At 60.5% G+C, this 22,322-nt stretch carries 19 protein-coding genes; 1 reads left to right on the top strand and 18 read right to left on the bottom strand.

The window, feature by feature from the left end:
- Window positions 1-2 precede the first annotated feature (2 nt).
- From QEH57_RS07850 to QEH57_RS07765, 18 genes are all read right to left on the bottom strand, one after another.
- The gene (locus QEH57_RS07850) at window positions 3-1,445 is read right to left on the bottom strand and encodes a contractile injection system tape measure protein (RefSeq protein ID WP_309006159.1); all 1,443 of its coding nucleotides are present in this window, start codon (window positions 1,443-1,445) and stop codon (window positions 3-5) included.
- On the bottom strand, window positions 1,442-4,204 hold the full coding sequence (locus tag QEH57_RS07845; RefSeq protein WP_309006158.1) for a hypothetical protein: 2,763 nt from the start codon (window positions 4,202-4,204) through the stop codon (window positions 1,442-1,444). Before QEH57_RS07845 ends, QEH57_RS07850 begins: the two co-directional genes overlap by 4 nt.
- A 48-nt stretch (window positions 4,205-4,252) precedes the next feature.
- On the bottom strand, window positions 4,253-6,868 hold the full coding sequence (locus tag QEH57_RS07840) for a hypothetical protein (protein ID WP_309006157.1): 2,616 nt from the start codon (window positions 6,866-6,868) through the stop codon (window positions 4,253-4,255).
- A complete protein-coding gene (locus tag QEH57_RS07835) occupies window positions 6,865-9,996 on the bottom strand; it encodes a baseplate J/gp47 family protein (protein ID WP_309006156.1) in 3,132 nt (1,043 codons plus the stop codon). Before QEH57_RS07835 ends, QEH57_RS07840 begins: the two co-directional genes overlap by 4 nt.
- Entirely contained in the window at window positions 9,993-10,412 is a 420-nt protein-coding gene (locus QEH57_RS07830; protein WP_309006155.1) for a GPW/gp25 family protein, read from the bottom strand. The genes QEH57_RS07835 and QEH57_RS07830 overlap by 4 nt, the downstream gene beginning before the upstream one ends.
- 23 nt (window positions 10,413-10,435) lie before the next feature.
- Window positions 10,436-10,729 (bottom strand): PAAR domain-containing protein, encoded by a 294-nt coding sequence (locus QEH57_RS07825; protein ID WP_309006154.1) that lies wholly within the window; start codon window positions 10,727-10,729, stop codon window positions 10,436-10,438.
- 39 nt (window positions 10,730-10,768) lie between these two features.
- Complete coding sequence (vgrG, locus tag QEH57_RS07820; protein WP_309006153.1) at window positions 10,769-12,517, bottom strand: type VI secretion system tip protein VgrG; 1,749 nt, start codon at window positions 12,515-12,517, stop codon at window positions 10,769-10,771.
- A complete protein-coding gene (locus QEH57_RS07815; RefSeq protein ID WP_309006152.1) occupies window positions 12,510-13,208 on the bottom strand; it encodes a hypothetical protein in 699 nt (232 codons plus the stop codon). The genes vgrG and QEH57_RS07815 overlap by 8 nt, the downstream gene beginning before the upstream one ends.
- Window positions 13,209-13,217: 9 nt before the next feature.
- Window positions 13,218-13,406: a DUF5908 family protein gene (locus QEH57_RS07810; RefSeq protein ID WP_309006151.1), complete on the bottom strand. Its 189-nt coding sequence runs from the start codon at window positions 13,404-13,406 to the stop codon at window positions 13,218-13,220.
- Between the two features lie 44 nt (window positions 13,407-13,450).
- Window positions 13,451-13,894, bottom strand: a complete 444-nt coding sequence (locus tag QEH57_RS07805) for a phage tail protein (RefSeq protein WP_309006150.1) — start codon at window positions 13,892-13,894, stop codon at window positions 13,451-13,453.
- Window positions 13,895-13,926: 32 nt separating this feature from the next.
- A complete protein-coding gene (locus tag QEH57_RS07800; protein ID WP_309006149.1) occupies window positions 13,927-14,364 on the bottom strand; it encodes a phage tail protein in 438 nt (145 codons plus the stop codon).
- Window positions 14,365-14,465: 101 nt separating this feature from the next.
- The gene (locus QEH57_RS07795) at window positions 14,466-16,514 is read right to left on the bottom strand and encodes a phage tail sheath C-terminal domain-containing protein (protein ID WP_309006148.1); all 2,049 of its coding nucleotides are present in this window, start codon (window positions 16,512-16,514) and stop codon (window positions 14,466-14,468) included.
- Window positions 16,515-16,536: 22 nt separating this feature from the next.
- Window positions 16,537-17,910: a hypothetical protein gene (locus QEH57_RS07790; protein WP_309006147.1), complete on the bottom strand. Its 1,374-nt coding sequence runs from the start codon at window positions 17,908-17,910 to the stop codon at window positions 16,537-16,539.
- Window positions 17,900-18,508, bottom strand: a complete 609-nt coding sequence (locus QEH57_RS07785) for a DUF4255 domain-containing protein (RefSeq protein WP_309006146.1) — start codon at window positions 18,506-18,508, stop codon at window positions 17,900-17,902. The genes QEH57_RS07790 and QEH57_RS07785 overlap by 11 nt, the downstream gene beginning before the upstream one ends.
- A 520-nt stretch (window positions 18,509-19,028) precedes the next feature.
- On the bottom strand, window positions 19,029-19,997 hold the full coding sequence (locus QEH57_RS07780) for a TIGR01777 family oxidoreductase (protein ID WP_309006145.1): 969 nt from the start codon (window positions 19,995-19,997) through the stop codon (window positions 19,029-19,031).
- A 105-nt stretch (window positions 19,998-20,102) separates the two neighbouring features.
- Window positions 20,103-20,492, bottom strand: coding sequence for a hypothetical protein (locus QEH57_RS07775; RefSeq protein ID WP_309006144.1), 390 nt, complete (start codon window positions 20,490-20,492; stop codon window positions 20,103-20,105).
- 134 nt (window positions 20,493-20,626) lie between these two features.
- Complete coding sequence (locus QEH57_RS07770) at window positions 20,627-21,136, bottom strand: hypothetical protein (protein WP_309006143.1); 510 nt, start codon at window positions 21,134-21,136, stop codon at window positions 20,627-20,629.
- A gap of 150 nt (window positions 21,137-21,286) precedes the next feature.
- A complete protein-coding gene (locus QEH57_RS07765; RefSeq protein ID WP_309006142.1) occupies window positions 21,287-21,730 on the bottom strand; it encodes a thioredoxin family protein in 444 nt (147 codons plus the stop codon).
- Window positions 21,731-21,817: 87 nt separating this feature from the next.
- Here QEH57_RS07765 and QEH57_RS07760 point away from each other — a divergent pair, with 87 nt between their 5' ends.
- Window positions 21,818-22,312 carry a GatB/YqeY domain-containing protein gene (locus tag QEH57_RS07760; protein ID WP_309006141.1) on the top strand — a complete coding sequence of 165 codons (495 nt, stop codon included), beginning with the start codon at window positions 21,818-21,820 and terminating at the stop codon, window positions 22,310-22,312.
- The last annotated feature ends 10 nt before the right edge of the window (window positions 22,313-22,322 follow it).

Raw genomic sequence — 22,322 nt, 5'->3', positions numbered from 1 at the left:
TTTTAGGAGCGCCATTGGACGACGAGGGATCGTCTGAGCCAGGGGAGAGTGATGTATTTGAACTGCCAGGGAAGGCGGTCGAGCAGCATGTCGTAAGCTTGCTTTTCGACTTGGAGTTGGATGGGGGTGGTCTCCAAGTAGAGGAGGCCTTGGCGTTGGAGGAAGCTGCCTCTGAAGCCGTCGAGGGACGTTTTTCCTAGAGCGGCCCAATGGTCGATGGCCGCTTGCAGGAGGTGTTCGGCGGCTGCGGTTTCTTCGGCAGTGAGCTGGGGAAAGGAGGCAACTTCGGCGAGCGGGATGGCGCAGAGCGTTTTTTCCAGCAGGAGAGTGTGCTCGGGCAGGGCCGCTTTTCCGCGTCCGAGAAATTGCAGGATTTGGACGGCTCGCCAGCGGGTGTCGGAACGGAGCTGCTTCTTTTCGTCGAGGTAGTCGAGCGATTGGAAAAGTCGGCTTAGGAAGGGGTGGAGCAAGACGAGTCCGGCATTTTCGATGGCGAGGCCGTCGGGGCGGGTTGCGGCGATTTGCTCCTGGGCGACCTGGGAAAGCACGTCTTGGAAATTTGAGTTTGGGTCGTGGCTTTCGCTTTTCGAGGTGCGGGGCTGGGTACTTTTTTTCCCTTCCTTTAAAGGAAGAGGCGGAGCTGACTCTGGGGACGATGGATAGCTGGGCGCGTCCTTGCGGCGAGAGTGCGGAGTTCGGTTTTGTAGTTCTTTTAGGGATACGGAAGATTGAGGAAGAACTGAGGCTAGGAATGCGAGTTTTTGTTGCTCCTCGCTTGAGGACGGGAGTGGGGGGCTGCTTGGGTTCGGTTTTGGGAAAAGCGCTTTTAGTTCGGGAAGCGCGAGGGATCGGGCGAGGCGCAGGACGGGATCGGGCTTGGTTTTTAGGAGCGAGAGAAAGCGCGGCAGGAAGGTTTTCCGAGCGTGAGCAGTCCATTTGCTCGGTTGTGCGGCTTCGCTCCAGCGACTGCTGGGAAACCACCAGGGGAGGTGTCCGCTTGCGAGGAAACTGAGCAAGGCGTCCGCCGGGGAATCGGCGTCGCTAGTGGATTGCTGGGGCGATGGTCGGCTACGAGTTTCGGCGCTCTTTTCGTGCAGCGATTCGGATTGGCCGGTCAGCTTGTGCCAATCGAATTGCTGTTGGGGCGCGTCTGGGGCGTTTTTTGAGTGGGAATGTTTTTGCTGCGCGAGCTCTTTGGATACGGCGTCTCGTATTTGTTGGGCGCCGGTGCGGAGGAAGCTTTCTAGCGAAAGGGCGCCGAGATCGATTTCGAGCTTCTCCAACCTAATGGAGTGCTCGGATGGGAGTTGGGCAAATGCTTTGTCCAGGTTGTTGGCGAGCGGGCCGGTCGCGAAGTCGTGCAGCCGTTCATCGACGCGTCGCGTATCGCATCCGGTGGGAAGCGATACGTCGAGCAGCAGCTGATGGACGGTATGGGCGTTCATATGCGAACCTTGGCGACGGCGCCCATGTTGCCGATGAGCTTTTTGACCTGATTGTTGTTGGCGTGAGTGGTGACAAGTTTGTCGGCGTTTTCGGCAACGATCTTTTGGCCTTCGGCGCTCTCCATATCCATGACCATGTTGGTCGCGTTCTTGCCGAGGTTCACGTAGCTGGTGTCGACGTTTCTGCCTTCGGTAGCGGCGCGTTCCGCTTCTTCGGCGATGATCTTCATCGAGCGGGCGGCGGCCTCGGCTTGTTTCTTTTCGATCTCCACGATTTGCTTGTCGGCGTCGGCTGGGGCGATGCCGAGGTCGATTTGTTTGCGGACTTGGTCCCGCTGGTTCTTCAGTTCGGCCAGCTCCCTCTCCATCTCGACGATCTGGAGCGGCTTGCCGCCGTAGAAACCGGCCTCGAAGGAACTGGCATCGAGCTCGCCCTTGCCGGGCGCGGTGACCCGCGTGAAGTTGGCGATGTCCTTGAAGATGTTGAAGCTGGAGGTGACGCGGTCGGTAATAGTCGTATCCAGATATTGGGTAAAGTCAGCCGTTTTTGCGGTGAAGATATGGTCGATGGCAATCTCGGTAACGGGAGAAACCTTCCAGTCGTAGATGTCTTTCCATGGCTTGATATCGAGGTCGAACTCGGGGATGGAAATTTCCGGTTCTACGGGGGCATCTTCTTCTTCGAGGGTGGAAAGGTCGAAGTAGGAGTAGTAGGGGAGGCAGAAGTCAGCCTTTACGATCTGTTTGCTGGTGTCTTCGGATTTCGAATACACGAGGACGAAGGTGCCGCCGATGGGAACGCCTCCGAGGTGTTCGAGGCCTGGGTTCTTGCGGAGGAATTTCTCGAAGGTAGAGAGCTGGGCGACTTTGCGTTTCCGTTTCTTGAGACGGTCGAAGAGGATTTTCCAGTTGGCGGAGTAGTCGGGTTGCACGATGCGGTCGACTGGTGAGAACTGGACGTTGTTTGCGATGGAGCCGATGTTCTTGTTGACGATATGGCCTTGGCGAATGGTTTCGCTGTAGTCGCTCATGAAGCGCAGGCCTTGGGCGCTGTCGGCGAGGCTGAGCTTGGCAGGCAGGTCGGCGAGGGCGGATTTCGATTTGGCTCGGACTTGTCCGGCGGCGTCGCGGGTTTTGACGAGGTCGACTTTCGAGACGCTGGCTTCGCTGGTGGGCACGCGGTTTTCGCCTGCGTCGATCTCGTTTTGCAAGCGGTCGGCGAAGCCATCGAGGTCGCGCAGGTGCAGTTTCACGCGGGAGCGCTGGTCGAAAAAGGAGGTTTCTAGGTCGAAGAAGCGAATGGGCGGAAGGCGCACGAAATCGGGGTCGTCTTCGATTTGGATGCTAAGGATTTGGAAGGGCAGGTTATATTGGTCGCGCAGCTGCTCTAGGCGTTTCGTTACGGAATCGACCGATTTTCCGAGGTGGCCTTCGATGCGGAGGAAGCCGTTTTCCGGCAGGGCTTGCTCGAGGGATTTCTCGTTGTTGTTGTCGTAGGAGGGCGCCGGAGTGGAGTCGCAGCGGAGCAGGTTTTCGACTCTCCATGGGATCGTATCCACATTTTTGTAGTACGCAGGAATGGAGCGCTGGCCTAAGGGATGGGAGCAGGCGGGGGAGGTGCAGATGCGAACTTCGGACAGGCCGAAGGTGCGTCCGTAGTCGAGGTTCTGGGCCAGCGAGCGCAGGCGATTCCAGAGCAGGGCAGTCTTGCGGCTTGCTTGGGGGGTCGCGTTGTTGGCTTGGGCGCGGGCGAAGGAGTGGCGCAGGCCGGAACGGTCGCAGGGCGAGGTGTCGTTGGCTTCGCCGAGCAGCACGTGCTTGGGGTGGGCTTCGAAGGCGGGTACGCAGAAGGCTTCGTTTTGGAAGAGGGATTCCTTCCACTCGTTGAAGGCTTGGCAGAAGTCGCGATAAAATGAATACACGCTTTGCAGCCCGTGGATTTCGGTATTCGGGTTGAAGCCTTGCGGGAGTTTGGCGACCCATTTGAGGTCGTCGCCTTGGGTGGCGGGGGCGAAGGCGTCCTTGTTTTTCTCGATAAGGGCGAAGGCTTTGCCTACGAGGCTAGCGGAGGCGTCGATCGCTTTGGTGTAGCGGCTCTGCAGGCTGTCGCTCCCTTCCAGCTTCTTGACGATGCCGCTTTGGATCTTGGGTCGCACGGGCGCGAGTTCCGGGAGATCCGAGGCGATTTGGCTGAGAGGCGGCGCGATGGCGGGAAAGGCGGATTTGGGGGCGAGGAGGATCCGAAGATTGTTGTGCTGGATCTTGCCCTTGTTGTCGCAGTTTTCGGTGGTGCAGAAGTCCGGTTCCTTGGCGTAGCTTTCCAGGTAGAGGACGAGGACTTTGTTTTTTAGAAGTTGGGGGGATAGGGGCTGGGAGTTGTCGCCGTTTTCCTGTTGTTCTTTGCTGATGAGTTCCCTGACTGCGTTGGCGTTGGCGAGGGCTGGATAGTTGGCGTTTTCGTCCTTGAAGGGGCGAGCGAGGAGGAGTTCCTGCGGTTGGGAAAGGGAGAGCAAGTCGCCGTCGGTAGTGAGGGCGCAGCCTGGGGAAAGGAGTATCTTGTTTTCGGATACGGTGAGCTCCAGTCCGCAGACGATACCAGTACCGACCAGCCAGGCTCGTGTCTGGCGTTCTTGGAAGTCGAGGTATTGGATGAGCTGGTTGAGTTGCTCGGCGGTGAGAACTTGGTCTTGGGCGAAGAAGGTGAAGCCCGGCGCGGGCGCCTGGAGCTTGAAGGCGGTATTGATCGGAACGTCAGGCATTTTAGTGAAGCGTTGAGGTTGAAAAGGTTTCGTTGGGTCGGTCGGTGGTTAGCTCTCGGATTCGATGGAGCCAAGATGGGTGCGGTTGAGGACGACGGGGTTAGTTTCGTCGCCGTCTTCGACGCAGTCGTGCAAGGTGCCTTCCGGATAGATGGTGTAGAGGGCGTCGAGGCTTTTGAGCAGGGGCGCGAGTTTCTTCGGAAGGTCGGTTTGGGTGGCGAGGGCGTCTAGCCAGTTGCGGTAGGCTTTTTCGAAGGCGGCCAATTCTTGGCGCCCTACGAAACAGATGCGGGCCACGAGGTGGGCGGGGAGTTCCCGGCGAATGGTTTGCTCGACGAAGTTGCGGATGTCTGGCTCGGAGAGTCGGTTTCCCCATCCCGGCAGCACGATGTGGAGGTGGTGCGAGTAGGGATCCCAGCTTTCGGGAAGGGTGGGCTTGGCCTCGCAGGGCGCGGGCAGCAGGGGCCACTCGGGGGCTTGGGGCCGGAGGAGGATGTGCTCGACGACGAAGGAGCCCTCTTCGCTGTAGCGGTCGGCGAGCAGGTCGGCGATAGCGAGCTGGGCCTCCTGGGCTTCGGCTTCGGTGGCGAAGTATTGCTTACGCATGGCGACGACGTCGGCGGGTTCGACGTCGCGGTCGATGACGACGAGGTAGAAGCGTTGGTCCTTGGTGCGGCGCATCTCGTAGTTGGCAGGATTGAGGCCGAGTTGGATGGCCTTTTTCATGGCAACGGTGGCTTCGGTCTTGTCCTTGTATTTGGTTGTTCCGGACAGAATTGTTTTCTTGGACTTGGCCTTTCGGTCGACGATGCGGAAGCGGATTTCGGATTTGTCGTCGTTGTCCTTTTCTTCGTAGAGGTCGAAGGTGACGTCGGAAAGGGAGCGTCGCTTGAAGCTCGGGAAACCGAGGATGCGTTCGAGCCGTTGTTTAAATCCGGATACGTTTTCGGTGTCCCAGACTTCGTCCTTGTCTCGGATATCGTGGCCGGCGGCGCGGCGGGCTGCGATGCGTGGAAGTTCGCTGAGGAATTGCGCTTTTCCGGAGAGGAGCTCCTGCTGGGACTGGGGGCCGACGGCGCTGTAGCGCATGAGAACGTGGTCGGAAAAGGCTTCCCCGAAGCGGGCGAGCAGGTGGTCGAGGAGCTTGGAGCGCTGGGAGGTTTCGAAGCTTTCGTCCGCGATGCTGCCTTGCATGATGGCTTGGTAGGCGGATTGGACTTCCGCGTCGCTTAGGTCACTTTGGCCGGCGGTGGGTTTGAGGAGTTTCTCCAGTTCCGGCAGTTCGCTGACGGGGTTGGGAAAGAGGGATTGGCGGGTGGCACGGTTGCGGGAGAAGAGATCTTGCAGGTGGGTGAGCTGGCCCAGCGTATTGGAGAGGAGTTGGTCGAAGACGAGTAGGTAGGCTTTGAGTTGGCGGGCTTTGGCGATGCTTTGCGGAGCGGGATCGCGGCCGGTCCCGCGGGTGCCGACGCCGTAGGTGGCGGGAAGGCTTTGCTGCAGGGAGGTGAATTCCGAGAGGTCTTGCCAGCGGCCGGCTGGGATTGGGAAGTCCTCGGCCTGCAGGGAGGCGATGGCGTTGGCGTCGGCCTGGTCGAGGGCAGCGAGCAGTTGGCGGCTGCGATCGGTATGGGGGCGGAATGGGATGAGGTCTTTGTAGAAGCGCAGTCGGGCTTCTTCGAATTCGAGGATGGGTTCGCGTCCGTCGGGAATGGGCAACTCCCACTCGTTGGAGTCTTCGGAGAGTCCGGCGTAGTTGAGCAGCAGTTTGGGGATGGCGAGTACGCCTGGGATGCGGAGCATAACGGCGATGAGGTCCGATGCCCGGATTTTGGATACGGAGGTGCTGCGGTCGAGGTCGTCCTCGAGAATGAAGCCGTGCTGCAGCGGGGGCCCTTGGAAAATGTCCTCCGAGGCGAGGCCTTGCTCGACGAGTTCGCCGAGGCGGTAGCGGGGGATGCGAGGATTGAGAAAGGCTTGGAGGGCGTGTACGAGGGCGGCGTGGGTGGCTTCGATGTCGGCGTCGGGCGCGAGCTTGATATCGGCGCAAACGCGAATGGGCGTGCTGGCCGTAGTGGAGATGCTATCGAGGTCTTCGCCGAGGTTGCGGTAGCGGTGGTAGAGGCGTTCCACTGCGGCGATGACGGCGTCGCGTTCGCTCTTCTTGCCGTTGCCCGCGAGGGCGTTGTCGAACTGGAGGCGGATGCGGAGCAGCCCACGCAAGGGAAAGGCGACGGTGTCGGCGTTTTGCTTTTGGCTGAGGACGCGCTTCTGGGTGTCGGCGTAGAGGGGCGCCGTAACGGGCTCGACCCAGACGTTGCGAATTTTTCCGACGAACCGATCGAGGATGAGGCGGCGGTAGTCGTTGGTGGTGACGGGGCCGCAGGTGAGAACCTCGCGAGCGGTGAAGAAGGAGGCTTCGTCGCTGGTGGAGTCGGGCGGTGGGGCGAAGAGGTCCTGGTCGTCGAAGCTGGTGCGGTAGGCGATGTCGGTGATGCCGAGGCAAAGGAGTTCGAGCAGGGTGATGCCCGGATCGTGGGCGTTGAAGTCGGTCCAAACGGCGCTGACGGTTTCCTCGAGGTAGTGCATGCCTTCGGCCCGCAAGAATTCGTAATCGAGCGCGGGCGGCGTGGGGCTGGTCGTGTCGATGGCAGTGGCGTTGCTCATGCTTTGGCGTCTTCGATGTCGTGGTTGGCGACGGAGGTCAGCAGGGCGCCCGGCTTGGAGGCGGTGACGGCCTGGTTGGTCTTGGCGTTGTTGGGATTGAGGGCGGCGTGGCTCAATTGGAGCTCGGTCACGTAGTCGACGTACTCGAGGTCGTCGATGAAGGCGATTAGGGCGCTGCGGTAGATCGAGCCTTGGAAGTCGGGAATGGTGTCGGCGCTGGTGGACCAAGGCGCCAAGTGGCTAACGAGGGCTTCATTGAGGAGTCGCTTGTAGGTGGGGAATGGATACTTTTTGTGGAACGCGACTTTGAATCTGAGAGCGATCGGCTCGTAGCTCGGGTTGACGGCTCGGGCGGTGGCGAAGGGGGAGGAGAGGGTGGCGAGGTAGTCGTTGATCTCGGCTAAGGTGGCGGCGTCGACTTTTGGCTGGAGGGAAGCGGCGGCGTCCATGCCGCGAGTGTCGGGCAAGGCGACTAGGGTGACGGCTCCGGCTTGGCGCTCCAAGGAGGCGTTGGTATGTGGGAGGCATTGCGCTCGGTAGATTTTTGGAAAGGCTTCCAGAACGAGTCTTTCAAAGTCCCAGGCGGTCACGGCGCGGGCGCGGTGGCGGAGGCGTTCGCTGGTGCGTCGGCGAAAGGAGGAGTCGCTTTCCGGGGCGGCGCCGCCAAAGGAGTCGAAGGGTTGCTGGACTTCTTTCAGGCCGCGCAGGGGCGTTAGGTGGCTGTCTATGGACGCGGCCGGCAGGCTCTCGCTCAGGTGGGAGGCGGTTTCGGGCTGGGCGAGGGTGACGGGAATGGCGTTGAGTTGCACGTCGCGCAGGCGGCAGACGCCGTCGCGGTTCTCGGCCACTTCCGCTTTGAGCCAGAGGGTTCCGGGCTCCAGCCAAGTGTTCTGGGTATTGGCTTCGGGCGGAACGAGGAGCTGAACGATTCCGGAGCTTTGGAAGCCGTTGGTGGAGTCGAAGAGGATGTCGTCCTTGTCGATCGGTATCCATTGGTTGGATGCGAGGGCGCTCCATTGGATGGAGGCTCGAGAGGCGTCGGGGTTGGCGCTGCCGTCTTCGACTTGTACGAGGAGGTTGATGTTTTGCTTGGCTTCGAGCCCGTCGATGCCGACGATGAGCTGCCCTTGGAAATCGCGGTTGGGCAGGAGGGAGAGTTCGCTGGTGGGGGCCAGGTGTCCGTGGACTTCCTTTTGCCCGAAGGCGCTGATGTGGTAGAGGCGGATTTCGCTGGATTCGTAGGTCGCTGAATCGCTGGGGCGTGGATCGACGGTATCGGTTTCAGCGGTGTAGCCGAGCGAGAATTCGGATATTTCCGGCGTGTAGGGAGGGTTGGGAAGGGGACGGTGGAGCGCGGTGTTGGACTCGTTGGCGTTGAAGATGAGGGCGCTGGCGAGAAGGTTTGCGTAGCGATCGTGGAGGAAGCTTTGGTTGAGCCGGAGGCGAAGGAAGCCGTTGCGGGTGTTGGGTCGCAGGGCGCGGACGGTTTTGAATTTGGGGAGCTTGAGTTGGGCGCGAAAGGCGACGGCAGGCGCGAGGCGCACGGGGCTGAGCGGCTTGGCGACGGAAAGGTTGCGGTAGGGGAGTTGGATGCGACTGCGACGGATGCTGCGGGAGAAGCGGTTGGTGAAGCTTTTGAAGCCGATAACGGCGGCTTGCAGTTGATCGTCGTCCGAAGAAAGGGTGACGGTTTTGGAGGCGTCGCTTTCGTCGAAGAGTTTCTCGTTCGCGTCGCTGAGGTTTTTGAATACGCCGTCTCGAAGAATCTGGAGCTTGGCGGTGAAGTGGGAATTATCGGATACGATTTTGGAGTTGCCGGAAAGGTAGGCGGCGTAGTGGGTAGACAAGGACTCGGGAGCGTCTTTCCAGGTGATGGTAAGGGTGGCGTCGGTGACGGGCTTGTGGCGGGCTTCCTCGGTAGCAATGTAGAAGGATGAGGCAGGTTTGGGCGTGGGTCCGAAGGGAAGGAAGGGCTTGCTCGGATCGAGGCGGCCGTGATCGTTTTCCAGCGTGAGGTCGCGCATGCCGGAGACGACGGTCTTGAGCTTGAGGCCGCGGACTTCGCTGTCGCTGAAGGCGAGGGAGGTGGACGCCGGCGCGGTTGCGTCGATCGAGACTTTCATCACGGGAGCAACGGTGTCGAAGGCACCCTCTAGGACGCTCGAGTCGAAGGGGACGATCGGATCTGCGTCGGCGGCGAGGCTGACCTGGAGAGTGAGAGTAAGGGTGTCTCCGCTGAGCTGATACGAGTCCAACTCGATGCTGTTGGCGGCGATCCAATCTTCTTCGCCGCTGAGGGTTGCGGAGGCGTGGTCCTCGAAAAGGGATTTCGTTTCCGACTCGGAGGGAGGCGTATTGGAGAAATGGATATCGAGGGTGATAAAGATATCACGGGTGCCTTCCTGCAGGACGAGCATGGGCGAGGAAATGGCGAAGCCGTGGCGGGCGGGGGGAAGGTCTCTTTGGTAGCCGAAGGGATGCCAGCTCGGACTTTCTTCGGGGAGCGATTCTCCCAATCCATCGAGGGAGTTGGCGATGGCGGCGTGGCTGGGCAGGGCTTGTTGCGGATCGCTGGCGAGGATGCGAAGGGCGTTTAGGCTGACGGGCTGGATGACGGAGTCGATGTCGGCGGTGTAGCGGAGGTCGGGCTTGGCGGAGAACGCGGCGCCGGCGGGAACGACAATGGAAGAGGCGTTCTTCTTGGGCTGGAGAACGAGGTGGGCGTGGTCGGCTTGGGCCGGTTTGGCTTGGAGGCGGAGGACCTGGCGGTATTGGAAATCGAGGTGGCGAGCGGTGAGTCCGTTGAGTTCGCCTCGGGCGTGCCGGTAGAGTTGGAGAAAGGCGAGGAAGAGGGCGACCTGCGGTTCGCGAGCGGCGCGTCGTTGGGCGTCGGGCAGGTTTTCGGGGCTGAGGTCCGGCAGGAACTGGGCCCAGTCGACATTCGGGGCGAAGGTTTTGTCGGAGGTCCAGAAGGCGAGTTGGGAGGCGAAGGCCTGGGCGAAGGCGGCGAGTTGGGCGTCGCTGCGTCCGTCGAGCGGCGCGGTCGAGGGATCGAGGGCTGGGATCGCGCGTTCGCTTTGGCTGGTGCCGGGTGAGGCGGAGACTGTTTGGGAGTCGAGGGAGCTCATCCTGTTTCAGTGCCTTCGGAGAGGTAGAAGTCGAAGACGTAGTTGTGTCGCGTATTGTTGGGGCGAATACGGTAGTCGATGGAGATTAGGAGAAGGCCCGCATGGGAGTCGGCCATGGAGACGCCTACCTTTAGCGGTTCGATGCGAGGCTCGTGGAGGTAGATGGAGGTTTTTACGCGATCTTCGGTGACGGTACGCAGGGTGGTGGTTAGCGGTTCGAAGAGCAGGGGGGTGAGATCGCAGCCGTAGTCGGGGCGCATGGCTCGCTCTCCCGGGAGGGTGGAAAGGAGGATGCGGAGGGATTGTTCGATGTCTTCGATGCCGTCGCTGAGGCGGACGGTGTGGCTGCCCATGAGGAAGTCCGGCGGGAAGGCCCAGCCGGTTCCGATAAAGGCGGGTAGATTTTGGTCAGACATAGGTGGGAGCGGTCTCGTTTGAATTAGTTGATGAGCACGGTGGGCTCTCCGGATACGATGCTGCCGCCGTGGGCGGTGGAATCGCCCATGCGAGCGGCGGGAGAGCCGCCGATCATTACGGTGGAGGAGCCGGCGATGATGCTGGCTGTAGGGCCGACGCAAATACAGGAGTCGCCCAGCGTAGCGGCGGGCATGCCGCCGATGAGCACGGTGGCTTCGCCCGGCGGCAGGATGGGGCCTCCGACATGGGGAACGCCGGTGGAGGGATCGACCATGGGGCAGACGTGGGTGTCGGTGATGCGGGCGGCGGGAGGCATTTTTAAGAATGAAGGATGAATTATGAGGGATGAAGGGGGTTAGTTGATTTGGACGAGGGCGCCTTTGATGGTGGTATTGCCGGAGGCTTTGAGTTCGGCGGCGGAGGCGCCTTCGGCGGTGAATTGGGCGTTGGCTTTGTGGGTGACGTTAGTGCCTTCGATGCTAACGTCTCCGCTGGCGGTAAGGACGAGATCGGCGGCGCTGGAGAGTTCGATGCCGTCGGAGCTGAGGGTGATCTTGTTTCCGTTTTCGTCTTCGAGGAGGATGCCGCCTTCGTCTTCGCTGAGCTGAAGGATATTTCCGTTAGGGGTTTCGAGGGTGGCGGACACGAGGTCGTCGTTGAAGTGGAGCTTCATTTCCGAGCGGGAGAAGAAACCTTTTTCGTGGTTGTCGTCGGAGGGCTCGAGAGGGGCGGGGCGGGCGCTGCTGTAGAGGCTGCCGAGGACGACGGGATGGCGGGGGTCGTGGTCGAAGAAGGCGACCACAACTTCGTCGCCGATCTCTGGATACAGGAAAGCGCCGCGAGCGTCGCCGGCATCGATGGAGGCGAGGCGAGCCCAGTAGGGGGCAGCGTCTTCGCCTTGGGTGGGCAGTTTGACTTGGATGCGGAACTCGCTCTGGGGGTCGCCTTCGAGGGCTTCCACGATGCCGATATGAAGGCCGTTGGCGTGCGGCAACATGGCAGCGGCGGCAGGCGCGGCGATGGCGTGGGAGCTGGATTGGATTTCTTGTGGCAGGAGACCGACTTGGAGGTCGGTGTACCAGCTGCCGTTGCTAAGGGTGTGGCGTACTCCGGAGATGAGGTAGCTGCCGCTGAAGCGGTCGGAGATACCGGCGATGTCGAGGAGTTGGCCGGGGACGGGGTCGGAGGTGCCGATGCAGCGGACGCGGCCGACGCGAGCTCCGAGGCGCTGCAGGAGCAGTTGTCCGGAGGCGAAGGCGTCCAGCTCCTCTTGGCTTACGGCTCCGGCGTGGTGGAAGTGGCTGGATTGGCCGTGCAAGCTGGCGAGGTCGGTGGCGGATTGGTTGCCGGCTGTGGGGAGTTCTGGCTCGCTGGCGGTCGCTTCGAGGGCTTCTTGCGAAGCTGGGTCCCAAGCGCTGGCGGTGACTTCGGTGGCTTGGGTGCGGATATCGAGCTCGAGGTCTAATTCGTAAATCGTGGCGCCGTACTGGAGCTGGAGTATGTGTGTTTGGCTGGAGTCCAAGGGGGCGAGGGTGGCTCCGTCGTCGGTGGGAATGAGCAAGAGGCTATTGGCTTGGGCGCGAGCGAGGCAGAAGTCCCAGTCGGTGCAGTGGTATTGGAAGAGACTTTCGTGGGTGACCTCGCTTGTATTCGCATCGATGGATACGCCGTAGGCTCCGAGGATTTCCGAAATGGCGTCGGAGTCGGTGAGTTCCTGGAAGCTGCGGGAGCGTCGGGTGAGGGTGGACTGGTAGAGGGGGTGGCGGCAGACGAGGGTGAGGATGGGGCGGCCGGAGGCGCGGATCCGGAGGGAGTGGCTGACGAGTATGCCTTTGAAAATGGGGGATTCGCTAGACCGGTAGCCGGCGTGGATTTCGATTTCGCCGCCGGGAGCGAGCTCTTGGGAGTCGCAAGCGGGGAAGGTTTCGGTGGCGGGGTCGCCGTCGTAGAGTTCGATGCGGGCGAAGGGGATGCGTCCGATGTTTTTGACCACGCTGACGGCTGCGATTTCGAAGGTGCGCGAAAGGGCGTTGCCGTCGACCTTGATAGTGGCGGTGACGACGTCCTTGGGAGCGGCGGAGGGGACGATGCGTGGGTTAGGCATTCTTGGAACCTACGATGGGCGGAAAGTGGAGAATTTGGCCGGTGTTAAGGCGGCGTGGGTTGGGGAGTCGGTTGGCTCGGGCGACTGGGATGGCGTATTTGGGATGTCCATACACTTCGGTGACAAGTTGCTGGAGGGTTTCGCCGTCGCGTACGGTGCGGGTGTGGGTGATGTCGGGGGAAGCGGGGGCTTCGATGGCGGTGCGGAGGCGTTCCTCGACGGAGCCTTGGAAGCTGGCGCTGGCGACGGCCCGCAGGGGAGTGCCGTCGGGGCGGAAGAGGCGGTAGTCGATGTTGACGGTTTTGAGGACGCACTTGAAGAGGAGGCGTCCCCAGGCGATTTGCACGTTGTTGGGCTTATGTTCTTCGCCGTTGTATTCGTAGACGACTGACATGAAGTGCTTCACGCGTTCGTAGACGCCGTCGTCGTTGATGGGGGAGGATCCGTCGGGGTTGGGGATGGCTCCGGTGCTGTCGAACATGAATTCGAAGCTGAGCTCTTGGGGCTTGATCTTGCCGAAGCGAGCTTCCGAGCCGGAGGTGCCTTGGGCTTGGTCTTCGGGGATTTCGATCTCGTACTTGAGGCTGACCTTTTCGGGGTTGACCTGGGTGACGAAGCGTCCGTCCGGGACGGGTTGGGAGAATTCCGCGTCGCTGAACGCGGTGATCTCCATTTTCTCTAGTTTGCCCATGCCCATGGCCTAGCGTTCCTTTTCTTCCCGGAGGATTTGCATGACTTGCTCGACGGCTTCGCGGACGATTTCCGCCTTTTGGCCGTTTTGCTTGGGGTTGGCGCCAGCTCGGGCTTGGGCTCCGGTTTGGGGAGCCTTGGCGTCGGGCTCGTCGGTGAGCGAGGCGCGGATGATGAGTTGGCGGATTTCTATGGTCATTGGGGGGGAGTGATCGGTCTCTGCGGCGTGGCGCGAGCGGGTTGTTATTTTTCGAGGCGGAATTCGTGGTAGCCGAGTTCTAGGGTTTCGATGGCGATAGCGCTGGTTTCGGCGTCGAGGTCGCCGATGGCCCATTTCTTGGGCCAGGCGTGGGTGACTTTCCAGGTCATGGCCGGTTCGTGCTTTTCGTTGAGCAGGACGACGTTGAGGTCCTTGGGATAGATCTCGAGGGTTTGCATGGCGTTGGAGAACCAATCGAGCAGGGCGGAGGAGGTGACGAAGCCGCGCTTGAGCACGAGGTCGCTGTAGGAGGTGCGATTGGGCAGGGCGTGCTCGAAGCGGTTTTCTCCGCCTTCGCGCAGGGAGTCGGTCTCGATGGTGGAGCTCAGGCCGGAAACGGACTGGAAGCGTGTATCCACGGAATCACCACCGAGGCCGAGAAACTCGACGCGGAAGTGGAATGCTCCAAGGAATCCGAAGCGATCCATAGGTCAGGTCGGGAATGGGAGGCGAGCGCGGGTTAGGCGATCGCTTCCATCTCGATGCCTTCGTGGGCGAGTTCCAGGGTTTCGATGGCGACTTCGCTTCCGTCCGCTTTGAGGTCGGTGGCTTGTACCTTGGTGGGGAAGGCGTTCTTGACCTTCCAGTTCATGACGGGGGCGTGCTCTTCGTTGAGCAGGCTGATGATGAGGTCGCGTCGCTCCGGCTTGCCGAGGATGCGAGTGGTTTTCCACCACTCGAAGAAGTCGTTGTCGCCTAGGAAGGTGCCGCGCTTGAGGGTGATGTTGGCGTACTTCTGCATGCCGGGCATCTTGATCTTCGAGTATTCGGAGCTGGAGCCTTCGCGGTATTCGATGACTTCGGTTTCCGCTTCGAGTCCTGAAACTTCGGTGAAGCCGATGCGGGAGCCGCCCCAGGAGACGACGAAGTGGAATTTGGTGAGTGGATATTCTGTCATGGGTGGTGAGTGGGTTGGGAAGCTTTGAGTAATTTAGCAGATTGCTCCGGTAGACGCAGATTTGCTGCTGTAGTTAAATATTGGATGCAGAAGGAGATTTCTTAGGCTTCCTGCATCTTGTGGGAGAAGCGCAGGATGATGAATTCGGCGGGACGGACTGCGGCCATGCCGATTTCGACGATCATCTTTCCTTCGAGGACGTCTTGGGCGGTCATGGTCTTTCCGAGGCCGACGTTGACGAAGAAGGCTTGCTCGGGGGTGGCTCCTGCGAGGGCGCCGGCTCGCCATTGGTTGATGAGGAAGTTCTCGATCATGGCTTTGACCTTGGTCCAGGTGTTTGCGTCGTTGGGCTCGAAGACGAATTGCTCGCTGGCTTTCTTGGTAGACTCTTCGACCATGTTGAAGAAGCGCCGCACGGAGACGTAGCGCCATTCGTTGTCGTTGCCTGCCAGGGTGCGGGCTCCCCAGACGAGGATGCCTTTGCCGGTGAAGGGACGGATGACGTTGATGGATTTGCCAGCCACGACGTCGACGTTGAGGTCTTGCTGTTGCTCGTGGGTAACTTGCATGGCGACGCCGATGACGTTGTTGAGGCTGACGTTGGCAGGGGCCTTGTGAACGCCGCGGGTGGCATCGACGCTGGAGTAGACGCCAGCCATGGCGCCGGACGGGGGCTGTTCGGTGACGGTGTTCTTGGTGCGATCGATGATATTCTTCAGTATTGGGAAAATGGCGACGAGGGCATTTTCGTAGGTGCTTTCGTAGCCGCGAGCGGTGTCGAGCAGGTTGCCGAGTTCGGCGTAGATGCCTTTGAAGGCGGAGGCGGCGAGGGCGGCGCCTAGCTTCATATTGGCGCGGAGGGCGTCGTTTTTGGCGTCGCCGTTGAGCGGAGCGGGATCGGTGGGGTAGTAGTCGGCGGCGTCACCGTCTACGAAGGCGCCCCAATCGGTGGCGAGGTCGGTTTTTTTGAGTCCGCTGAGGTCGGCACCGCTGCGAGCTCCGTGCGTGGCGAGGGCGAGCAGCGTATTGGCTGCTGAATACAGGGCGCCGGGGGCGTCGCTGCTGATGGATGCTTTGAGGTCGTCGAGTACGGTGCGGATGGGCTTGCCTTTGGAGTCGGTGACTCCGGCGGCGAACTTGTTTCCGGTGTTTTTGGAGATGACCTCGGCCTTGGTCTTGAGGATGTCGAAGGCGTTTTGGAGGAGGTTCTTGTAGGCGGTTTGCTGAGGGCCGATGTTGGCGGCGGGGTCGTTTATCTTGGTCTTGAAGTCGTTTTCCTTTTCAAGGAAAGCGGTTTCGAGGGCGGCGAGGCCGCCGGGCAGGAGGGTGTTGAGCTCGTCGACGTCCTTGACAGCGAGGTCCAGGATCTCGATGGACTTGCTAACGGTGGAGTCGGAGGTGAGGGCTTTGAGTCCGACGGGGGATCCGCCGCGGGTGATTTTGCCCTTGATGTCCCGGTAGCTGAAAGACTTTTCGAGATTGGTCTTGAGGTAGGGGCCGTAGGCGGCGCCGTACTTGAGGTTTTTGACGCCGATGGCGTTGCGGAAGGCTTCGACTTTTTCGATGAAGTTGACGGTAACTTGTCCGTTTCCGTCCCGTTCCTGGGGCTTGGTGTCGAGCAGGCAGAAGCGGTCGCCGAGCTTGGCGGCCTGTTCGAGGGCGGCTTGTTGGAGAGCGGTGAACTTATCGTCGCTGAGGTGGATGGCGTCCGGGAAGAGGATGAGGGTGGGCTCGTCTTCCTTTTCCAGTTCGGCGAGGCCCTTGTGGAAGTCGGCGGAGTTCGCGTCGGCGGTGGTGGCGGGGAATTTGCCGATGGAGATGATGTAGCACTTGGAGCCGCCGTTGGCGAAAAAGAGGCGGATCGCGTCGTAGTTGATGAAGGCGTTCTCGAGCTTGGCGGCGATGACGTTGTTTTCGCTGTCGAGGTCGACGGAGTTTACGGAGGTGGTTGGGGCTTTGCCGAAGGCTTCTTCGTATTCGGCGAGGGAGCGGATCTTGGTGGGGACCAGTTTCAGGTCCGAGCCGCGGCTCTTGTGGTCGGCGGTGTAGCCGATGAAGGCGGGGACGGCGGTTTCGACTTGGGCGACGGAGGGAGGAAAGAGTGAGATCTCTTCAACGTAGACGCCGGGTGTTTTATAGGATGAGGCCATGAGCGGTGCGGTTTTAGGTTAGTTAAACATGAATGAAAGTTTGGCTGACGACGCGGTCAGCTTCGCGCGTGACGTTCGGCGGGGGCGGCGGCAGCGAGAGGGCCGTGTCGCCGAAATTGCCAAGGGTGTAGGGAGCGGTGGTTAGCGGTAGTGGTTCTGTGGTGACGAAGCGGGTGGGGTCCTGCGGGTCTTCCTGGGAGAGCGGTCCCGTATCGGCGGGAGGGTAGTCGGTGGTGTCTCCATGAAACAGATACCGCCAGTAGGCGTGGCGCTTGCGGAAGCGGATGTGGAAGGTGGGGCTGTTGAGGTTTCTTTGCTCGTCGAAAAGGGCGTGGGTGGAGTCGGAGGGGAGGCTTTTTATTTCGACGAGGGCGAAGGGAGCTTGGGAAATCGAGTCGGGGAGTCGAAAGAAGGAGCTGGGTTGGTCGGGGATGGGGGAGCCGTCTCCTTGGGTGAGCTCTAGGGTATAGAAGTCGGGAGCGAGGGAGCTGGCGTCGATCTCGAGGGAGTGCAGGGGCTCGCCGTTTGGATTGAAGAAGGATTGCTGCCAAACGGTGTTGTTGCTCGAGTCTTTTAGGATGGCTCTGGCGAAGGTGATTTCCGAGTCGCTACCGAGGCTGAGCTGGAAGCGAGGGGGGCGCATCTCGGCGCGGTCGGCCTTGCTGGCTCCGTCGCCGAGGCGAGGCGTGTAGCTTTCGGTCCAGGCGTTGTCAGGGGGAGCGGAGTGTTGGCCATCGGACTTGGCTTCGTAGCATTTGCCTGCGTGGAGAACTCGTTCGCCGGTTAGGTAGTCGGTTCCGTTCTCGTAGGGTGGGGCAGGCAGTCTCAGCCATTGGGGGGCAGCGGGGGAGGCGGCGGGCGCGAGATCGGTTTTCGCCTCGAAGAGCTGAGTCGGCGTATCCGAACCGTCGAGACAAAGGTCGCCTGCCTGGTAGGACGCGGAAGGGTCGAAGGCGGCGAGAGGACGAGTGAGCTGGAGCTGGTTCGCGGCCGTGTGTTCGTGGCGGTTGCTGAAGAGCAGGCCGTGGTGGCGGAGGAGTTCGGGGAGGTTTGCCTGCGAGAGGAAGGCGAAGTTATTGAGCTGGGCGAGGAAGTAGAGAGGGGTGTCGGGTGGTAGGGGACGTTCCATGCGGCGCGTTCCATCTTGCTCGGTGGTGGCTGCGAAGATCTGGAAACCTTCGGGCGTGGAGCGGATTCGGCAACGGTGTCGCTTGAGCAGGGTGTCCGTCTCCAAGGTCGGCTGGAAGCTGATGTATTCCGAAATTCGATACTTCGCTTTTTGCCTGTTTTGCAGGGTGGGGCTGAGGGAGTCGAATTCCTTGCTGCCCATGTCGAGCAGGTAGTTGTGCTCGACCTGAACGCTGAATAGCGGTTGGTAGGCGATCTCAACGGGCATGGGCGGAAGCGGCGAAGGTATCTTCGCTGTCGATGGAGATTTGGGTGATCGGCGGACCGCTGCGCTGGATCTCTTCGGCGGAAAGGCTGACGAGTCGGGCCCGGTAGAGGATGAAGGGGACTTGTTTGCCGCCGAGGGAGCCCCAGAGGTGGTTGATTTGCTCGAAGGAGAGCGAGAAGAGTTCCAGGCTCATGCGAAAGCCGGCTAGCTCTTCGGGGGTGCGGGAGAGCTTTTGCAGGTCGGGGGCGGCTCGTGCGGTGAAGACGTTCTTGCCTTGGAGGAAGGTGATGATGGCTTCGAGGCGCTTGAGGGCGGTGGCGTAGTTCTTGTGGTTGGCGCTGAAGAGCAGGTAGAGGGAGAGGTGGACGGGGCGGTTTTCGTAGACGACCTTGCCGTCCTTGAGGCGATGGTGGGGGCCGTTCTTGAGGGAGGATTCCTCCTCGACGTTGACGAGGCTGAGCACGACTTGCTTCTCCGCTTCGGAGGTGCCGCTTTCGACTTGTGCTATGTTGCCGAGAAAGACGGGGTCCTCGGAGTTGTTGCCTTTGAGGGCAGCGTTCAGTTCGTTGACGATGAGCTGGAGGGAGTCGTGTATCATGAATGACACTACGCCTGGCGAAGGAACGACGTCAGGTGAGGAGCAAGGTTTCCGTCCCTATTTGCGGTTCGCCTGTTGCCTCTTTCCGGTGTCGCTGCGGGCGTGAGCGTTCGCAACGGCGGAACTGAGGAGAAGGCGAACTTTTGGGGGAAGGAGACGTGCTTCTTAGTTCAGTTAAGAAAGAGAATTCGAGGTTGGAATGGACGGGGCGGAAGCTCCTTGGATTGTAGCTTTCACCTATGGATGCGATGCTGGATTTCGGATCGCTCTCGTCAACCTATTCCATGATGGAATTGATAAAAAATCGTAAAGTAAGGGTCGGCTAGGATGGGTCTTCAGTGTAACCCCTTGCGTATCCAAAAATCTATGCAGGTCCCTTGACAAGGGATGAAAAGCAGTCGTGGAGAAATGGATACGCATACACCCGTAGGTTTAAATCCTTGGGGTGTTTTATTTGAGCTGTTTCAATGGTTTTCTGGAGGAACGGCGAGGGAGGTAAGGAGTCGCTGTAGTCCGGTGCTCATGGTTCGTTGGGCAGGAGGTGGAGTTCGGGGAAGCGGCTGGGGTCGGGCGTGTTGGAGGCGAGGGCGGCGAGTGCTTCGTCGACGAAGGGGTAGTAGAATACGAAGCGGTGGGCGAGCAGCTTGGCGGGGACGGCGAAGCGGCTTTTGAGGGTGAGCTCGGTTTCGGTGCGCAGCAGCCAGGCTGCGATTTCGAGCAGGGGCTTGAAATGCGGTAAACCGAAGGGGATGCCAAGCGCTTGGCGTAGGGATTGCATGAATACATGGTTTCGGACCGGAGCGGGCGCGGTGAGGTTGAGGGGGCCGGTGAGGTCGCTGTCTTCGATCGCGAATGCGACGGCCCGGACGAAGTCGGTTTCATGTATCCAGCTGACCATTTGCTGGCCGGTTCCGAGTTTGCCGCCCATGCCGCAACGGGCGATGCGGGCGAGGATGGGATAGACGCTGTTTTTTGCGTGTCCGAGCACCATGCTGGTGCGCAGGGCTACGCGGCGGGTGCGGGGAAGTTGGCTTTCGTAGATGGCTGCTTCCCACGCTCGGCAGACGTCGACCGAGAATCCGTGGCCTATTTCTCCCTCGGTCTCGTCCATGGGGGTGTCGAGGCTATGGCGGTAGAGGGTGGCGCTGGCGGCGTTGAGCCAGACGGCGGGCGGTTTTTCTAGCTCTTGTATTGCTTGGGCCAATACACGGGTGGGAGCGATGCGGCTTTCGAGGATGGCTTGGCGATTGCGGGCGTGGTAGCGGCAGTTGACCGATTTGCCGCAAAGGTTGATGAGGGCGTGGGCGTTCTCGAGTGCGGCGGTCCAAGGGCCGATAGTCCTGCCGTCCCAGGGGACGAGGCGCCCGGCGAGGGTGGCGGCGCGGGTGTCGCGGGTCAGGATGGTGACTTGCCAGTTCTTGCGCGCGAAGTGGCGGGCGAGGGCCTGGCCGAGAAAGCCGGTGCCGCCGGCGATGACGAGTTTTTTCATGATGGGCGAGCGTTCGGTTTTAAAGAGTGCGGCGGCTGGTATCCAGTGTTGGCTTTCAGGGCTTGGGTTGGGTTTCGCAGCGGCCGCCGTTGAAGGGGGTGGCGTTTAGGTGGTTGCGGGCGCGGGTTCCGGATTTGGTGCGGGGCGGTGCTTGGGTTCGCCTTTGCGCACTTTGTTGATCATGCGCATGTTGAAGAAGTGGATAGCTCCGATGGTGAGGAGCTCGATGCCGAGGCGGTAGCCGGCAACGTTGATGGCTTCGACGAAGGTGTTGGCCTCCAGCACGAACTTGAGGCTGGCTCCGATGATGCCGAAGTTGAGCAGGTAGAAGCCGGTGTTGAGGAGGACGTTGATGGCGTCGGCCAATTCCGGCTTGTCGCGGAAGGCTTCCGCGAGGAAGGGGCGTCCGTGGACGCGCAGGGTGCGTCCGACGTAGAGCGTCATGCCGATGGCGGCAGCTAGGTAGGCGAGGGTGGCGACGAGCGTGTAGTTCATGGCGTTTTCGATGTTTTAGGTTAAACTATTGGAAGTTTCAGGAAAAAATGAAAATTAGTGCGGGCGTTGATGTTTTGGTTTCGGTTAGTTTCCGGTTCCGGTTTGGAGGCGGGCGAGCCGTGGAGCGGCTTCGCTTAGCTGAGGACCTTGAGGATCTTCGGGAGGAGGGAGCTTTGCTCCTTGGAGGCGACTTTCTCCATGATGGAGTTGGCGAGGGTGACGAAGTCGTTGAGGGAGCTGAGCTGCTTGTGCAGTTCCTTGGCCTCGACGGATTTCAGGTCCTTGGATCGTTCGATGCAGTCCTTGAGGACTTGGCTGGCTGGCTCGGTCTCGCGACGTTTGCGTTCGCGGGCGACGATGCAGAAGATCTTCCAGGTGTCCTTTTCAGCTTCGTAGTGGTCCTTGCGTTCGCCTTTGACGATGACTTGGCGGATGAGGCCCCAGCTGACGAGGTCGCGGAGGTTGGTATTGGCGTTGCCGCGGCTGACGGAGAGCTCCGCCATGATCTCGTCGGTGGTCAGCGGCTTCGGGGAAACGAGCAGGAGGGCATGGATCATGGCCATGGTGCGGTTGATTCCCCACTGGCTGCCCAGGGCGCCCCACTGGGTGACGAAGTTGTCCTTTATTTCTGCGAGCTCGCTCATGCCGTTTTGATTTATGTTTTCAGAAAATACTGAAAATAAAGGATGTCAAGGCTGGCGGCGAGGCTTGGTTCGAAATAGGGGCCCGAGCAGGTTCGAGCGGCGATTCTGGCGTGATTTGCGCAGGTAAGGCCGTTTCCGACAGACCTTATACTAGAGGAACTGGATAAACTCTTCGGGGTAGGTGGTGATGGGGAGTTCCTTCAGCTTGTTGCCTTCGGGATCGAGTACGAGGAGGGTGGGAAAGGAGCGGGTATTGTAGGTTTCCATGAAGCGCTCTCCTTCTTCCGATTCGTACTCGATGCGGGCGAAGACGTACTTTTCGTTGATCTTGGCCTGGACGGCGGGATTGGAGAAGATGTTCTTGTCGAGGCTGCGGCAGGTGGGGCACCAGATGGCGGACATGTCGGCGAGCACGAGCTTGTTTTCCGCGGAGGCTTTGGCGAAGGCTTCGGGGAGGCTGTGGCGCTGGAGCTGCATTTCCTCGAGCACGTTTTGGCCGAGGCGGGTCTGGACTTCGACGTTGATGAAGTAGGCGGCTGCGATGACGGCGGCGAAGATGGCGTACTTGAGCCAGGAGGTCTTTTTTTCAGGCATGGGGGAGCTATTGCTAGGGGAAATACGAACGGAAAGGGGGCGGGGATGCGAGGTAAACCATGGGATTTTCAGTTCTGTCGGCGAAAATTGAAAGCGAAAGTTAACCATTGCCAAGCGAGGGTCGGCTCCGACAATGGCGGCGAAATGAAAAACAAGCTCAAAGAACTTCATCAAAAAGCCCGTATCGCTCGCGACGCTGCAGCGACTGAGGCCTATGGCGCTGCCTTGGCGGCTATTCAGGAGGGCGAGGTACGAGCCAACGAAGACTTTTCAGAGGCAAAGGTTCTCGCCGTGGTCGAGAAGGAAGCGGGCAAGTTTGAGGAATCGGCGGCGGCGTTTGCCAAGGCGGGTCGCGAAGACAAGGCGGCTGAGATCGCGGAGCGTGCGGAATTGCTCGAGGCCTTGCTGCCGGCCAAGTTGGACGAGGATGCCTATCCGAAGCTGGTGGCGGACGCGGTTGAAGCGACGGGCGCTTCCTCGATGCGCGACATGGGCGCGGTTATGGCCAAGCTCAAGGCGGACGTGGGACCGGCTCTCGACATGAAGCTGGCTTCCAGCGAGGTGAAGAAGGTTCTCGGTTAGGAGATCGCTT

The sequence above is a fragment of the Pelagicoccus sp. SDUM812005 genome (genome assembly GCF_031127875.1).
Classification (GTDB): domain Bacteria; phylum Verrucomicrobiota; class Verrucomicrobiia; order Opitutales; family Opitutaceae; genus Pelagicoccus.
Note: the sequence above shows the minus strand (reverse complement) of the source record. Positions and strands in the feature narration are given on the sequence as shown.

What these genes read in the sequence shown, in the direction of transcription:
- QEH57_RS07815 (WP_309006152.1), bottom strand. Translation starts at nt 13,208, where the DNA reads ATGGGCAAACTAGAGAAAATGGAGATCACCGCGTTCAGCGACGCGGAA.
- QEH57_RS07795 (WP_309006148.1), bottom strand. Translation starts at nt 16,514, where the DNA reads ATGGCCTCATCCTATAAAACACCCGGCGTCTACGTTGAAGAGATCTCA.
- QEH57_RS07775 (WP_309006144.1), bottom strand. Translation starts at nt 20,492, where the DNA reads ATGAACTACACGCTCGTCGCCACCCTCGCCTACCTAGCTGCCGCCATC.
- QEH57_RS07835 (WP_309006156.1), bottom strand. Translation starts at nt 9,996, where the DNA reads ATGAGCTCCCTCGACTCCCAAACAGTCTCCGCCTCACCCGGCACCAGC.
- QEH57_RS07810 (WP_309006151.1), bottom strand. Translation starts at nt 13,406, where the DNA reads ATGACCATAGAAATCCGCCAACTCATCATCCGCGCCTCGCTCACCGAC.
- QEH57_RS07825 (WP_309006154.1), bottom strand. Translation starts at nt 10,729, where the DNA reads ATGCCTCCCGCCGCCCGCATCACCGACACCCACGTCTGCCCCATGGTC.
- QEH57_RS07850 (WP_309006159.1), bottom strand. Translation starts at nt 1,445, where the DNA reads ATGAACGCCCATACCGTCCATCAGCTGCTGCTCGACGTATCGCTTCCC.
- vgrG (WP_309006153.1), bottom strand. Translation starts at nt 12,517, where the DNA reads ATGCCTAACCCACGCATCGTCCCCTCCGCCGCTCCCAAGGACGTCGTC.
- QEH57_RS07845 (WP_309006158.1), bottom strand. Translation starts at nt 4,204, where the DNA reads ATGCCTGACGTTCCGATCAATACCGCCTTCAAGCTCCAGGCGCCCGCG.
- QEH57_RS07780 (WP_309006145.1), bottom strand. Translation starts at nt 19,997, where the DNA reads ATGAAAAAACTCGTCATCGCCGGCGGCACCGGCTTTCTCGGCCAGGCC.
- QEH57_RS07785 (WP_309006146.1), bottom strand. Translation starts at nt 18,508, where the DNA reads ATGATACACGACTCCCTCCAGCTCATCGTCAACGAACTGAACGCTGCC.
- QEH57_RS07830 (WP_309006155.1), bottom strand. Translation starts at nt 10,412, where the DNA reads ATGTCTGACCAAAATCTACCCGCCTTTATCGGAACCGGCTGGGCCTTC.
- QEH57_RS07800 (WP_309006149.1), bottom strand. Translation starts at nt 14,364, where the DNA reads ATGACAGAATATCCACTCACCAAATTCCACTTCGTCGTCTCCTGGGGC.
- QEH57_RS07765 (WP_309006142.1), bottom strand. Translation starts at nt 21,730, where the DNA reads ATGCCTGAAAAAAAGACCTCCTGGCTCAAGTACGCCATCTTCGCCGCC.
- QEH57_RS07770 (WP_309006143.1), bottom strand. Translation starts at nt 21,136, where the DNA reads ATGAGCGAGCTCGCAGAAATAAAGGACAACTTCGTCACCCAGTGGGGC.
- QEH57_RS07790 (WP_309006147.1), bottom strand. Translation starts at nt 17,910, where the DNA reads ATGCCCGTTGAGATCGCCTACCAACCGCTATTCAGCGTTCAGGTCGAG.
- QEH57_RS07840 (WP_309006157.1), bottom strand. Translation starts at nt 6,868, where the DNA reads ATGAGCAACGCCACTGCCATCGACACGACCAGCCCCACGCCGCCCGCG.
- QEH57_RS07805 (WP_309006150.1), bottom strand. Translation starts at nt 13,894, where the DNA reads ATGGATCGCTTCGGATTCCTTGGAGCATTCCACTTCCGCGTCGAGTTT.